This is a genomic window from Pseudoalteromonas sp. SG44-5 (assembly GCF_014164175.1).
GTDB lineage: Bacteria > Pseudomonadota > Gammaproteobacteria > Enterobacterales > Alteromonadaceae > Pseudoalteromonas > Pseudoalteromonas nigrifaciens.
Genome location: NZ_JACJES010000003.1, coordinates 358,159 through 373,901 on the forward strand (window position 1 = coordinate 358,159; position 15,743 = coordinate 373,901).

At 40.8% G+C, this 15,743-nt stretch carries 9 protein-coding genes; 7 read left to right on the forward strand and 2 right to left on the reverse strand.

Annotated elements, in window-relative coordinates; all coding sequences use genetic code 11:
* Positions 1-84: 84 nt before the first annotated feature.
* Positions 85-2,802 (reverse strand): TonB-dependent receptor, encoded by a 2,718-nt coding sequence (locus tag H5079_RS06185; protein ID WP_310736330.1) that lies wholly within the window; start codon positions 2,800-2,802, stop codon positions 85-87.
* Positions 2,803-3,066: 264 nt separating this feature from the next.
* Here H5079_RS06185 and ygjK point away from each other — a divergent pair, with 264 nt between their 5' ends.
* Both ygjK and H5079_RS06195 read left to right on the forward strand, forming a co-directional pair.
* Complete coding sequence (gene ygjK / locus H5079_RS06190) at positions 3,067-5,550, forward strand: alpha-glucosidase (RefSeq protein ID WP_182683711.1); 2,484 nt, start codon at positions 3,067-3,069, stop codon at positions 5,548-5,550.
* Between the two features lie 402 nt (positions 5,551-5,952).
* The gene (locus H5079_RS06195) at positions 5,953-6,378 is read left to right on the forward strand and encodes a hemerythrin domain-containing protein (RefSeq protein WP_011329866.1); all 426 of its coding nucleotides are present in this window, start codon (positions 5,953-5,955) and stop codon (positions 6,376-6,378) included.
* A gap of 104 nt (positions 6,379-6,482) precedes the next feature.
* Here H5079_RS06195 and H5079_RS06200 read toward each other — a convergent pair whose 3' ends face one another.
* Complete coding sequence (locus tag H5079_RS06200; RefSeq protein WP_011329865.1) at positions 6,483-6,896, reverse strand: hypothetical protein; 414 nt, start codon at positions 6,894-6,896, stop codon at positions 6,483-6,485.
* A 428-nt stretch (positions 6,897-7,324) separates the two neighbouring features.
* Here H5079_RS06200 and H5079_RS06205 point away from each other — a divergent pair, with 428 nt between their 5' ends.
* The 5 genes from H5079_RS06205 to H5079_RS06225 are packed head-to-tail and all read left to right on the forward strand — an operon-like array spanning position 7,325 to position 15,731.
* A complete protein-coding gene (locus H5079_RS06205; RefSeq protein WP_182683712.1) occupies positions 7,325-9,685 on the forward strand; it encodes a TonB-dependent siderophore receptor in 2,361 nt (786 codons plus the stop codon).
* A gap of 24 nt (positions 9,686-9,709) precedes the next feature.
* Positions 9,710-11,875: an FAD-dependent oxidoreductase gene (locus H5079_RS06210; protein ID WP_011329863.1), complete on the forward strand. Its 2,166-nt coding sequence runs from the start codon at positions 9,710-9,712 to the stop codon at positions 11,873-11,875.
* A 1-nt stretch (position 11,876) separates the two neighbouring features.
* A complete protein-coding gene (locus H5079_RS06215) occupies positions 11,877-12,695 on the forward strand; it encodes a DUF547 domain-containing protein (protein ID WP_182683713.1) in 819 nt (272 codons plus the stop codon).
* On the forward strand, positions 12,682-13,980 hold the full coding sequence (locus H5079_RS06220) for an ABC transporter substrate-binding protein (RefSeq protein WP_182683714.1): 1,299 nt from the start codon (positions 12,682-12,684) through the stop codon (positions 13,978-13,980). The genes H5079_RS06215 and H5079_RS06220 overlap by 14 nt, the downstream gene beginning before the upstream one ends.
* Positions 13,977-15,731 carry an ABC transporter permease gene (locus H5079_RS06225; RefSeq protein WP_182683715.1) on the forward strand — a complete coding sequence of 585 codons (1,755 nt, stop codon included), beginning with the start codon at positions 13,977-13,979 and terminating at the stop codon, positions 15,729-15,731. The genes H5079_RS06220 and H5079_RS06225 overlap by 4 nt, the downstream gene beginning before the upstream one ends.
* Positions 15,732-15,743 lie beyond the last annotated feature (12 nt).

Sequence of the window (15,743 nt, forward strand, 5' to 3'; positions counted from 1 at the left end):
AATTGGATGAAAAAGAGACCTAGCTAGATTAATAAAACTAGCTAGTATCTTAATAAATCAACAAATCCCTTTGTTGCTTGGGGATCAGAATGAACCACGAACACCAATTGAGTAGCGAGGGCCAGTTTCAATGGTATATAAAGCATGATTACTATATAAACCACGTTTATTGGTCACTTCATTGGTCACGTTAATACCTTCAAAGAACACCGTAAACGATTCATTGATATCATAACTTCCACTAATATCAACTTGATAATAGTCTTCAACATAAATTGGCGCGCCGCCTGCCCAGTTAGAGGTTACTTGCATAAACTCAGAGCGGTTGTTGTAAGCTACGCGGAATTGAATGGCGTCTTTCTCATAAAATAACACCGCATTTTGCGAATCCCCTAAACCTGGCAATGGTAATGGGTTTTCCGCGGTGTCGGCACTTGATTCACTATCAACAAAGGTCATATTTGCCATCATACCTAAACCATCGAATGGCGCAGGTAAGTAGGTAAATCTATGCTGTAAAGCAAGTTCAACTCCGTCGATTTTAGTTGAGTTAAGGTTCATTGGACGGCTAACTTTTACTTCGAATTCACCGTTAGGAACCGTTACGCTTTCTTGTGATTGTCCTGCATCAATAAAGTTATCGATATCTTTGGTGTAATAAGAGATAGCAGCATAGCTTGCATCATCAAAATACCACTCAAGACTTAAATCGAAGTTATCTGATTCATAAGGTTTAAGGTTAGGGTTGCCACCAGAGGCTGATAAGCTGTCAATTTTGCCTTCACTATAAGTCGTCGCTGGAGACAGTTCAGTTAATGTTGGACGCGTTATGCTCTTTGACCAAGCCGTACGTACGATCACATTTTCAATAACTTCAATATTGGCATTTATGCTAGGTAAGACATTACTATAATCGCCATCTGCACTAATACGCGATAAATCATCAGACATTATAGGGACATACTTACCTAGTGCATCAGGCCCTGTAATATCAATTAATTCATTGCCATAACCTGATGATTTAGTATTTGTTTGTACATAACGAACACCAGCAACAACCTGCCATGGCAGATAATTAAATTCACCATCGAAGTAAGCATCAACATAGATTGCTTTTAGCTCTTCTTCAACTTCATATGAATCAGACAATACATTTTGTGCAGTATGACCACCATTGTTATCCATAGCTTGCTTCATGCGCTCAGCAGATTCAGGGTCAAGTTGTGTATAACCTTGATTACTTTCTAAAAATGCCATATATTCATAAGAATCGAAGCTTAACCACTGACTAACAGGGTTGCCGTCAACAGCAGATAAAAAGCCATCTGCGTCAAAGTCACTGAATAGGCTTGCAGGAAGTTGTACGACATATCCCCCCCAGCCATTACGTACAGTTTGATCAGTGTTCGTTGGCATAGTGGATAAAGTACGGTTTGAATATGAGGTACCAAAGTTAATTTTAGACAGCGAACCCGCATCGACAATCCATTCTGCCCCCAGTCGTGCTTCAGCTATTTCATCTTCAATATCATCACCAAAAATACTGGCCCAGTTTGCGCCCAAGATATCTTTACTTAAGTTTTCCGAGAAGCCTAAAACCGGTATTGCGCCACCTTGCGTATTATCAAAGGTATAGCTATTAAAAAAGCCAGCTACGGTATCTGTAGTACCATTACCTCCGTTAGACTTCGCATTAGAGTATGACACATCGGCAGCAATATTAATTTCATCGTTTAACTGCCAGTCCATATTTACACCAAGTGCTTTAGTCGTGGTTGGACGGTAAGATAAGCGGTTTAAGTAATCTGTTGCACTGTTATTACCTGTTGCAAGTCGAACAATGGTGCGATTTTCATCTAAAGTGGCATCAACGATATTGCCTGACTCGAACCAATGTGCAAGAACATCTTCGCGATAACTAACATCATATTTTGAATATAGCGCATCGGCGGTAAACAAAAGGTCATCACTAGGACGATACTGTAATACTAAGCTACCGCTGGTACGTTCTCGATTTTCAGTTTTTACGATTTGATCGTAGTTTTGTGGCATGAATACATCTTCGAGTGTCTCACCACTTGTTAATGAGTCTAATGTTTCTTCTACATAGCCAGCTGTTTGCGCAATATCACTACGACTGTCTTTATCGCTATAAGCAAGTGATGCTAAAAGACCAAACTTTCCATCATCAAAAGTATTACTAATCAAGCCCGAAAATGTCGGATTATTTGAGTCAGACAATTTGTCGTAAGTATTTTTTATGCTACCAATCGCTTTAAATTCACCAATATCTAATGGGCGATGAGTCGTTATATTAATCGTCGCACCGATACTACCATCTTGTAATTTTGCTGATTGTGTTTTGTGTACTTCTGCGCCACTAATTAGCTCTGAGGCAAGGGTATCAAAGCTAAATGCTCTGCCACCACTAACGGTCGACATAGTACGACCATTTACCAGCACAGCATTAAATTCAGGACCTAAACCACGAACACTCACTAATTGCCCTTCGCCACCATCTCGGTCAATCGCAACACCTGAGATTCGCTGTAAAGATTCAGCAACGTTCTGATCGGGAAACTTACCAATATCTTCCGCAATGATGGCATCAACAACACCACTAGATGATTTTTTGATATCCATCGACTTGACCATGCTGGCATGCATACCTGATACAGCAATAACTTCTATGTCTTTATTTGCACTATTATTCGTCTCTGATGCATTTACAGCGGCTGAAACACCTAAGTTCACCATAACTAGCATTGATAAATAATTAAATTTTGGTTTATTAATTCGCACGTAGACTCCCCTTTTGAGCAGTAATTAATCACTTACCCATTTGTTGACTTATTTATATTTTTCTGTTTTGCAAGGCTGCACTTTAACCTAGCGATTACAGAATATAATCACAAACACATCAATTGCAACATTTATAATACAAATAATACTATATTAATTATCGCATAATAGTTTAGTCTTTGGCATAATTTGAAATTAAAGGAATTATTGTCTATTTAAGATCACTGTAAAGTGATACTAACTCGCTATGAGGTAAGTAATATCATGATAAAAAGTTTTAATATCTTTAAAGTAGGTTTTTGCTTATCAGTGCTTTTTTCCAGCACTGTAATTGCAAAAACTGAAACGATGACAAAAATTACTGCTGAGCACCCTCTTGCCCGAAATGTTATTGATCGGACCGGAACACCTCAGCAATATAAAAATTACGATAGTTACCAAAATCAAAAATTTAATCCTTTTTTAGATTTTGGTGCTTGGCATGGTTTCTTGCTACCTAATGATAAAAGCAGTTACGGCGCATTTACTGGCCCAATGATCATCGCGCAAGAGTACAGTTTATTTATTGCTAAACAGCTGGAAAAGCTGAGCATTATCGATAATAAAACACAAAAAAACATTAATTTATCAACAGCGCAGTTAGCAATCTATTCGCAGCCAGGTGCACTCATTCAACAGTATCAGTTACCACAGCTTGATCTTGCCCTCTCGTTACACTTTATTAGTAATAGGACGGCGCTAATCAGCACAAAAATTACTAACAAAACGAGCCAAGAACAATCACTACAACTTAGCTGGCAAGGCACTTTGCTTTCGCAATGGGATGATAGTCAAACGGTTAAAGCGGCTTTACCTGGTTGGTCAAGTAAAATTACAAGCCATGAGTATGGGCTAAATATTGATTTTGATGAAATAAGAGCAACATGGGACATACTTACCAGTGACAGTTCTCAATATCAAATTAGCCGTAGCCTAGCTAGTTCGACACAGATAGAACCAAAGCAACAAAATTATATTAGTACTGCCAACATAAAAGTTGCTCCAGATAGCGACATCGAACTATTTACCACGCAAAGTTATTTCCACAATAAAAATGAAGCCCACAATGAGCAGGCTCTTATTACTAATGCACTGACTGAGCCTTATAAGTACCTTCTAGCATCGACAAACAGGTGGCAAGCCTATTTAGATAATGGCGTTAACCTTAAAGACAAAACTGACAAACAAAAAGTAGTGGCCATTAAATCAATAGAAACCTTAATCGGTAATTGGCGTAGCGCTGCGGGTAATTTATTACATGACAGTGTCACCCCATCAGTAACCGCAAGATGGTTTAACGGCACTTGGGCTTGGGATACGTGGAAGCATGCCTATGCCATGGCCAGCTTTAGCCCCAACTTAGCGAAAAACAATATTCGAGCGATGTTTGATTATCAAATTCAAGCGAATGACTCACTAAGACCTGAAGATGAAGGCATGATCACAGACGCAGTCTTCTATAATAAAGATCAACCTCGTGGTGGAGATGGTGGTAATTGGAATGAGCGCAATAGCAAACCACCATTGGCGAGTTGGGCTATTTGGCAAGTGTATTTAAAAACTCAAGACATTAACTTTATCGCCGAAATGTTCCCAAGACTTGAGCAATATCATCGATGGTGGTACAGAAACCGTGATCATAATCAAAATGGTTTAGTAGAGTACGGTGCTACTAAACATAGATTTCATAATGATGAAAATGGCAATATCAGCTTTAAAGTACAATATCTGGATGATAAGAAATCCCAAACGGCTGGTTTAAGCAGTTGCAGCGTTAAAAATGATCACTGGTATCACTGCAATGGAATGGCATTATATCAACAAGTGCTGAGCCGTGGTGATTATGATGATATTGATATTGGCGCTCAGCATGGCGCTGCATGGGAATCAGGTATGGATAATGCTGCGCGCTTTGGCTTTATCACTCCAACACAGCTCAGTCATTATGCTAAGCAACATTACCAAGGTAACATTGAGCAAGCCCGCAAAGACTGGCAGGTGATGTTTTTCGAAAATAGAAATACTGCTGGCGAGCTAATAGGGTTTTCTATCAATCAAGAGTCGGTGGAGTTAAACACCTATTTAGCTCATGAAAAAAACCTGTTAGCTAATATGGCTGAATTACTACAGAAACCTGCTCTTGCCAAGAAATATAGACAAACAGCAAAAGTATTAGCGGCAAGAATTAACCAATGTTTTTACGATGATAAAACAGGCTTTTATTATGATCGAGCTATTATAGACCCGACTGCAAGCTCACAAAAAAGCTGTACTGGTAAACTACTGACCGAACGCGGCAGAGGCCCAGAAGGTTGGAGCCCATTATGGGCCAATATCGCAGATAAAGATAAAGCGGCGCGAGTTAAAGAGGTGATGCTGCAGGAAAGTGAATTCAACACTAAAGTGCCTTTAGGTACGGCGGCGTTATCTAATCCAGCTTATGATCAAGATATTTATTGGCGTGGTAGAGTCTGGCTTGACCAAGTCTATTTTGGTTTAATCGCCTTAAACAATTATGGCTATACGGTAGAAGCCAACGCTTTAGCAGCAAAACTGTTGACCAATGCGCAAGGTTTAAGTGAAAACAGTGCCATAAGAGAAAATTACAACCCTGAAACAGGCGCTGTACAAGGTGCAAGTAATTTCAGTTGGAGTGCTGCTCATTTATTGATGCTTTACAACGAAATTTTTACAGAAAATAAGAGCTAAATAGAAAGCGTTCAAAATTCTATGATTCACTGCTGTTGCTAGCTTTCACTCTGCCGATGTGAAAGCTAGAACAACATTAAGTTTAGTTAAAATAACAATAATTTTAGGCTCAGTTTTGACATTTATGTGTTGATATCGCGATCTATGGGGAATACCCACATTACATAGGCTATTTTTTTGCCTAAAAAATGCAGTCCTGTAGATTCAACCTCAAACATAAATACACTATTTTAATAATATTAGTCCTTTTTGTTGTTAGCTTTATACAGTGCATAGTAATTTTTACACACCTCTCAAATAATCTCTTTGTAATAAAAACAAAACCCCTTGTATTACAGTGTATTAAAAATGGCCTTGTATTTGCTTCATATTATTTAAACAATGAGTAAAGTAGGAAATAAAATGAATATTTTTGAAGCACTACGCGCCGATCATGACATACAACGTAAGTTAGTAGATGCGCTTATTCAAACTCATGGTGATACAGATGAGCGTCAAAAATTAATGCTTGAACTAAAAACACAGCTAAAACAACACGCAAAATTTGAAGAGCGTTATTTTTATAACCCACTGATGTTTGAAGATCTAACCCATGAAAAAGCCCGCCATAGTGTGGCAGAACATCATGATATTGATGAATTAATTGAACAACTTGAAGAAACCGATAGGAGTTCACCAGCGTGGTTGGTTGCTGCTAAAAAACTCCATCATTTAGTGCATCATCACTTAGATGAAGAAGAGCATGAAGTATTTCAACTAGCCGGCAAAGCACTAACCGAAGGGCAAAAAGAAAGCTTAGCTGAGCACTACAACGATGCAATGCACTAACTGCATGCAGTAACTACTTTATACGCTATAACTTTAACTTTGATACACTCCCTTGTGTACTATTTGGTTATAAGCCAAGCGGCTTATAACCAATTTTTTATGTATTACTTTATAGTAAATTTTACGTCTTGGTCGCGCAATAAATACAACGCAAAACACGCAGCCCACATTGGCCATGCAGTAAAGAATAATAAGTTGTTAAAGCCATCTATGTACTGGTTGTACGATGAAAGTGTAGACAAGCCATGCATTACAAAAATGATTCCGTAAGTAAGTCGCTTTTTAATACCCGCCAAAAATGCTAATACTAAAACTAATTGCAGCGCACCTAACACATACGCCACTATATCTGTTGACCCACTAATGCCATAAAACTTTTCAAAAATACCGGCGCTATGTGCCGGGTTCACAAATTTATCCAGCGTCCACATTATCATTACAATAAAAACACCCACACGCAGAGAGAGTAAAGACCACTGCAAACGGTTTTGTAGATCGGCACTGATTGGATTTGTCATAAAACTTCCTTTAATAAAAATATTAATAAACTATTAAATTACCAAGACCGTATAACTTGGTTTTTATTTCAAAAAAGCATAATTATTTTTAATTACCCTTACCTACTTAGCTTATTAACAGTTAAAGCACGGCTTATTTTAAGTATTTAAACGCTGTACATAAAAGCTAATAAATATAATAGGTTAACTGCTGGCAAGTAGACTACAATTTAAAAATATGTTTAAAAGCAATTATTTACAATCTGTGTAATATCGTCACTCTATTGCTATTTTTTTACAAATGAAACGGCAATATTTTATTAGCACGCTTTAAACGCAGCTGTTTTGTTATGCCCTAAAAAATAAAAAGAATCGAAACTTTACTGAAAGTTATTTTTACACCTTTCGGTCTTTATCATCATCAACTATTAACAAGAAAGAGAAAGCCCTTGAAATACCAATACTTAGCCCTATCGTTAGCAAGCGTATTAAATACCCCACTGCTGGCGCAAGCTGCCCAAAGCTCAACAGTAACAACCAATAACACCATAGAGCACATTGAAGTAGCTGGCCAAGTTATTAAATCTCAAGGCCTTTCAGTTAAAGATGCCAGCATAGATGGCCCATTTGGCGACAACTTAGCACTAAAAGACATAGCACGTTCGGTAACGCCTATTTCGAGCGAGCTAATAGAGCAGCTTAACATTACCACGTTACAAGATGTGCTTGCAGTAAGCCCTAATACCTATTCAGCAAGTGGTTTTGGCGCGCCAAGTTTACCCACTATACGCGGCCAATTAGGTGAGCTTTTTCAAGATGGTACACGTCGTCAAGCGGGCAACAATGGCTTTGGTGTACCGTTATCGTTCAACGCTATAGAACAAATAGATGTAGTAAAAGGTGCGCCACCGGTATTATTTGGCTCAAGCCAACGCAATGGCGGGTTTGTAAACTTACACTCTAAAAAAGCCGCTACAGATGAAAGCAAAGGCAAAGCAAGCTTATCGGCTGGACGATGGGATCAATATCGAGTACTGGTTGACTACAGCGCCCCCATAGTAAAAGACAAAGTAGGTTTTAGAGTTAGTGCAGAGCATATTGATAACGGCAGTTATTACGACTACTCTGGCACAAAAAGCGACAGCTTATTTGCAGCCCTGCGTGTATTTCCTGATGATAAAAGCAGCTGGGATCTTAATTTTGAATTATACCAAGTTGAATTTACCGATAACGCCGGTATTAACCGCCCTACTCAGGCGTTAATAGATGACGGACTGTATATTACCGGCCAAGGTGTGCAAGCAAATGGTAGCACTGTACCTTTAGCGGGTTCGATTATTTCACCAACGGGGCAAGTTAAAATAGATCGCAGCACCGTACTGACCGATCCTGATAATCAAAACGAAGCCACCACCTACTTGCTCCACAGTATTTATAAACGTGAGCTTTCTAGTAACGCGTCAATTAAAAACATTTCCTACTTTCAGCATTTACAACGTGATGAAATTGCACAAAACAGCTTTGTTGAAATTATAGAGGGTGCCGATACCGCGCAAAACCGTACCGAGCTTACCTACCTTTGGAATAGTAACCAGCAAACTATTTTTGCCTTTGATGTACGTTATAACCGCGTATTAGGTTACAGCCAATTTACCACCGAAGCCGACTTACCCATAGATTTAACTGGCCCACTTTCAAATAGACGCATTCCTTTAACTGATGCACAACAAGCACGCTTTGTTGAACTTCGCCCAGGTGTATTTGTATCGCCGGGTGGTCAGTACGATATTAATAACGACGGCAGTGGCGACTTTAACTTATCAGACACCACCGACTCACGCTCATGGCAAACAGGGGTGGCTATTCAGCAAGATTCAGATTGGACAGATAAGTTTCATACCAGTGTTGGCTACCGCGTTGATTTTTATGACGTAGAAGCAAACGACCCAATAGCACCTGTAGGGCAAATTGCCGCCAGCGACAGCATTAACGACACTTTGCATTCAGGGCAAGTAAGTTTTAATTACCGACTAAACGATGATTACACCACTTATGGCGCAGCAAGTTACAACGAAGCCACATCAAATAGCATGGCTGGCGGCACTACACTTGGCGGCGACAATACCATTAGTGCGCAAAATTTTGCCACCGAAAATACCCTAGTTGAATTTGGTTTAAAATATGCACCAACCAATAGCGATTGGTACGCCGATGGCGCAATATTTAGCCAACGCCGTAGTTTACGTAACCGCGATGGCAGTAATACTGGTATTCGCACCACAGGTTTTGAAAGCCAAGTATTTTACGATGCCTACCCGTACTGGTTAAGCGCAGGTTATAGCTACATTGACGCCCGCTACGATAATTCTGCAAGTAGTCAAGATTCTGCCCAAGTAGCCGATGCATTTGACAACTCACGCCCTGATATTATTGCAGGCACCAGTGTGGGCGCTCCTAGTTTTACCGCATTTGCGCCTTCAAGTAGCCAAGTTCAAGGCATTCCAGAGCAATCTTTTAGCTTTAACGGAAATTATTCAATTAATTCGAAATGGCAAACGGGTTTTTCAGGTCTATATACAAAGAGTTACCCATTAGACTTTTTGGCAACCGTACATATTCGCGATCAGTACACATTAAACGTAAATACTAGCTATGCTTTTACGCCTAGCACCAAGTTACGCTTAGATGTAAACAACGTTACCAATCAAAAAAATTGGCGCCCTGTATTTGAAGGCGGTTATTTTGGTGCAACCTTGGCTTTTCCTGAATTACCAATAAACGCCAAGCTGACGCTTACGCATAATTTTTAAAGACAAGTTTGAAAGAGAGAGAACATGATTAAAAAAATACTTTTGTTATTGATTGCAGCGGTCGCCATCGGCCTGTTCTTTCATTTTGATTTGCACCAACTACTTACGCTTGAGGGCTTAAAAGGGTCGATGGATCAGTTTAGCCAATATAAAGCGCAATCTCCGCTATTAATAATTGGCGGATTCTTTTTATTGTATGTGGTGGTTACTGCATTGTCTTTACCGGGCGCGGCTATTTTAACACTGGCAGCGGGTGCTTTATTTGGCTTAGTTGAAGGCTTATTGGTTGCATCGTTTGCATCAACCATAGGTGCTACATTGGCCTTTTTAGTATCACGTTACTTATTGCGCGACACCATTAAAAAGCGCTTTCCTGAGCGTTTAGCAGCCATTGATGCAGGCGTTGAAAAAGAAGGCGGCTTTTACTTATTTACGTTGCGTTTAGTGCCGGTGTTTCCGTTCTTTTTAATCAACTTGTTAATGGGCGTAACAGCCATCAAGTCATGGACTTTTTACTGGGTAAGCCAAGTGGGTATGCTAGCCGGTACATTTGTATTTGTTAATGCGGGTACGCAACTTGCTCAAATAGAGAGCTTATCGGGCATTTTATCGTTGGACTTAATTTTATCATTCGCTTTATTGGGCGTATTCCCATTTATTGCTAAAGGAATCTTAAACGTGTTTAAAAAACGTCGTGTATACAAAAACTACACTAAACCTAAAAGCTTCGACCGTAACATGATTGTTATTGGCGCGGGTGCTGGTGGTTTGGTAACAAGCTATATTGCCGCTGCTGTTAAAGCAAAAGTAACCCTTATTGAAGCGGGCGAAATGGGCGGCGACTGTTTAAACTACGGTTGCGTTCCAAGTAAAGCGATAATTAAAAGCGCTAAAATTGCAGAGCAAATTCGCCACGGTGAACACTACGGCCTAGAAAACATGACACCGCAGTTTTCGTTTAAAAAAGTAATGGCGCGTGTTCATAAAGTTATTGCCGATATAGCACCGCACGACAGCATAGAGCGCTACACTAATTTAGGCGTAGACGTAGTAAAAGGCTACGGCAAATTAATCGACCCGTGGACGGTAGAAATTAAACTTAACGATGGCGGCACGCAAACATTAACTGCGCGTACTATTGTTATTGCCACTGGCGCACGCCCATTTGTACCGCCACTGCCCGGTATAGAAGAAACCGGTTATGTAACAAGCGATACTTTATGGGATAAATTTGCAGCGCTAGATGAGGCACCTAAAAAGCTTGTAGTACTTGGTGGTGGCCCAATTGGTAGCGAATTAGCACAAAGCTTTGCCCGTTTAGGTTCAAGCGTTACGCAAATTGAAATGGCGGAGCGCATCATGATCAAAGAAGACGTTGAAGTGTCTACCTTTGCTCATGAAGCGTTGAGCGAAAGCGGCGTAAACATTTTAACCTCGCATCAGGCATTACGCTGTGAAGCGCGCGATGGTAAAAAGTTCATTATTGTTAAACGCCTTAACGAAGGCAATAATGAAGAAATTGCTATTGAATACGACGAACTGCTATGCGCTGTTGGCCGCAGTGCACGCCTTAAAGGTTACGGCCTTGAAGCGCTAGGCATAGAAACAAACCGTACAATAGTCACTAACGAATACCTAGAAACGCTATACCCTAATATTTTTGCCGCAGGCGATATTGTTGGCCCGTATCAATTTACGCACGTCGCGGCTCATCAGGGTTGGTACGCAGCAGTAAACGGCTTATTTGGTAACCTTAAAAAGTTTAAAGTAGATTACCGCGTTATTCCATGGACCACCTTTATTGACCCAGAAGTGGCACGTGTGGGCTTAAACGAGCAAGATGCAATTGATAAAGGTATCGATTTTGAAATCACTCGTTTTGAGTTTGAAGAGCTAGACCGCGCAATTACCGACAGCGCCACAAAAGGCTTTATAAAAGTCATTACCCCTAAAGGCAAAGACAAAATACTCGGTGTAACTGTGGTCTCTGAACACGCGGGTGATTTAATTGCTGAATTTGTACTGGCCATGAAACACGGTTTAGGCCTTAATAAAATACTGGGTACTATACACAGTTATCCTACTTGGGCTGAAGGCAACAAATACGCTGCAGGTGAGTGGAAACGCGCGCATGCGCCTGAAAAAGTACTTAACATGCTCGAAAAATATCATACGTGGCGTCGAGGCTAATATGTTTAACACAACATTAAAGCCTTTATTATTAAGTGCAGCGTTACTTGCAACGTCGCTTGCAAGCCAAGCGCAAAGCACGACTAATAACCTGCACGATAGCTGGAATGCATTGCTAAATAAGCATGTTGTAGCAATTAACCATAATCACAGCACAGAGGTTGATTACGCAGCCATAAAACGTGAGCATGCACAGCTAAAAACGTATTTAGATTCGTTAAGTGCTGTAACACAAAACGAGTTTGACGCGTGGGAAAAGCCTAAGCAACTCGCTTTTTTAATTAATGCGTATAATGCGTGGACTGTTGAACTTATATTGACTAAGTACCCAAACCTTAAATCAATAAAAGACTTAGGCAGCTTTTTTAGCTCACCATGGAGCAAAGAGTTTGTGCCACTACTTGGTAAAACTCGCAGCCTTGATGACATAGAGCACGGTTTAATTCGTGGCAGCGGTAAATATAACGACCCACGTATTCATTTTGCTGTAAATTGTGCAAGTATTGGTTGCCCTGCGCTGCGCGAGGAGGCATTCACAGCTACTGAACTAGAGAGCCAATTGCAACAGCAAACGGTGCGTTTTTTATCTGATACAACACGTAATATGGCTCAAGAAAATACGCTAAATATCTCCTCTATATTTAAGTGGTACGGCGATGACTTTGAACAAGGCTTTAACGGAGAAAATACCTTACAGCAGTTTTTTTTGCAATATAGCGATGCACTTAAACTAGTACCCGCTCAGCAAAAAGCGCTTAGAAATAATGACATGAAAGTAAAATTTTTAGACTACAGCTGGGATTTAAATGCACGCCAGTAAGTTTTGGCAAACAGCTACGCGATACAGTGTTTACTGTGTCGCGTTTTGCGTTTGCTTAATAACAAGCTTAAGTACTTTTGCTAATAACAGCGCTCATAATATGAGTAAAGAACTACTCACTCGCTGGGAAAATATTGAAACGCTTGGTAATAACCAAAGCGTGTACTTTTATGCCTGGGGCGGCGACGCGCAAATAAATGCCTATATTCAATGGGCTGCCCAGCAAGTTAAAACTCAATATAATATTAACTTAGTCCATGTAAAGCTCAGCGACACCAGCGAAGCAGTAAGCCGTGTGTTGGCCGAAAAATCAGCACATAATAATGACCAAGGCAGTGTTGATCTGGTATGGATAAACGGCGCTAACTTTGCCACCATGAGCGAGCACGCATTGTTGTTAAAACAGTGGGCAAATAAACTGCCACACTTTGCATACACAGATCCCGCTAATAACCCTGCAGTTAATTTTGACTTTGGCATACCCACAAACGGTATGGAAGCACCGTGGGGGCAAGCATCGCTCACCTTTTATTACGACAGCCTTGCAATAAATGAACAGGCAAACAATAAACTCCCTACTACATTAAACGAATTATTAAACTGGAGCACACAAAACCCGGGGCGCTTTAGCTACCCAAAGCCGCCTGATTTTTTAGGGATGAGCTTTTTAAAATACGCCTTAGTAATACTGCATCAGCAAAGCAGCGAAAATATTAAAGCGCAGTTAAACCAAGCGGCTACCGCTAACAACACAGCACAAGTATTAACCCCATTGTGGAACTTTTTAAATAAGCTACACCCTACGCTTTGGCGTGGTGGCACTCACTTTATGCAAAGTGGCGCGCAAATGCGCCGTTTAGTAGACGATACCGAGCTAAGTATTGCCTTTACCTTTTCAGCACCCGAAGTGCCCGCAGCCGTTAAACGCTACGATTTACCAAAAAGCATTCGCAGCTATGCAATGGCTGATGGCAGTTTAAGTAATACTCACTTTGTGGCTATTCCTTACAATGCAAGCCACCCGCAAAGTGCGCAATTAGTCGCTAACTTTTTATTAAGCCCAGAGGCGCAAGCTCAAAAGCAAAAAGCGCATATATGGGGCGATAAAAGCGTACTTATTCAATCAAGGCTAACGCCTGAGCAACAAGCCTTGTTTAAAACAGCTAAACCGCACCCAAGCGCACTGCCTTTTAACAGTATTAAGCGCACATTGAGCGAGCCACACCCAAGCTGGGTAAATGCCATAATGCAAGGCTGGCAAACTCGCTATGGGGTAAGCCAATGAGTGTTGTTAGCAATAAAGTGGCGACAAGCCATGGGCCTCACGCCCGTAAAAGCCATGATATGTTTAGTAAAATAGTAAAATTAAGCCCACGCTTTTTACTCGTTTTACTTATTTTACCCGTACTTGGCGGCTTAATTAGTGTGTTACTACCCGCCTTTGGTTATGCCCCTGCACTTGATCAAACTACATTTGGCTTGCAAGGCTTTACCATGCTTTGGCAAACACCCGGCCTAATAAATATGGCTATGCTAAGTATTGGCACAGGTTTAATAAGTACCTTACTTGCTTTTATTATTACTTTGATGATTTTAGCCGCTTTTTTTAACAGCCCTTGGCTTAACCGCATTCAGCGTTTACTGAGCCCTATTTTAGTTATACCTCACGCTGCAGCGGCTATTGCGGTAGGTTTTTTAATTGCCCCTTCAGGCATGGTTTCACGAATTATATCGCCTTGGTTAAGCGGGTGGGAACTTGCACCAAACGGCCTATTTCCGCATGACTCGTTCGGCATTAGTATAATTTTAGGGTTAACGCTTAAAGAACTGCCATTTTTGTTATTAATGGCACTGGGCGTACTGGCGCAGCCTGAGCTTGGCAAAAAATTACGCCAGCAACATAAAGTTGCGCTTAATTTGGGTTACTGCCCCATGACCGCCTTTTTTAAAGTAATACTCCCTAGCCTTTACCCACTGCTGCGTTTACCTATTTTAGCTGTGCTCGCTTATGCCAGCGCCAGTGTAGAAATGCCACTTATTTTAGGCCCAAATACACCGCCAACATTAGCGGTAGCTATTATGCATTGGTTTAACGATGTTGATTTAAACTTACGTATTAAAGCCTCAGCCGGTGCTTTGCTACAACTGGCACTCACGGGTGGGCTACTTGCGCTTTGGCTTGGCGGCGAAAAAGCGATAAAGGTATTATTTAGCGATTCACTTACTAACGGGGTGCGCGAATACGGCGGATTTTATTGGCAAAAGCTAACGGTAATACTCACTGCTTTAGTGATCGGTTTTATTTTACTCTCGCTAATTGCCCTTATTTTGTGGTCGGTTGCGGGCTTTTGGCGCTTTCCCGATGCACTCCCCGAGCAATTTACACTACTGCATTTTAACAGTGCATTAATGCAAATGAGCAACCCGCTTTTTAATACCCTAGCTATTGGTTTAGTCACAACGGTATTTGCCATTACGGTTACTTTATTGTGTTTAGAGTCGGAGCAGTTAAGCGACAAACCCATCTCTCGCTTTACCAGTTTAATTATTTACTTACCGCTATTAGTACCCAGTATTGCCTTTTTGTTTGGCCTAGTATGGATACAACAATGGGTAAATAACCAAGCCGCGTTTTTTAATGTGGTGTTTACACATTTACTGTTTGTTTTGCCTTACGTATTTTTGTCACTCGCGAGCAGTTATAGGCGGTTAGACTCTCGCTTTGCGCGCGTTGCAGCAAGTTTGGGCGCAGCGCCTAGCAAAGTGTTTTTTAAGGTGAAATTACCGCAGTTATTTGCACCTATTTTAATTGCAGCCGCATTGGGGTTAGCGATCAGTTTTGGCCAATACTTACCAACTCTTTTAGCCGGTGGCGGGCGTATAGCCACCATAACAACCGAAGCCGTTACCCTGGCAAATGGCGCAAGTAGGCGCACCAGTGCCGTATACGCTATTATGCAAATGACACTCCCGCTTATTGGATTTATACTGGCATGGGTTTTACCTAAGTACTTTTTTAAAAGCGCACGAGTGTAAAGCTCCCACAGT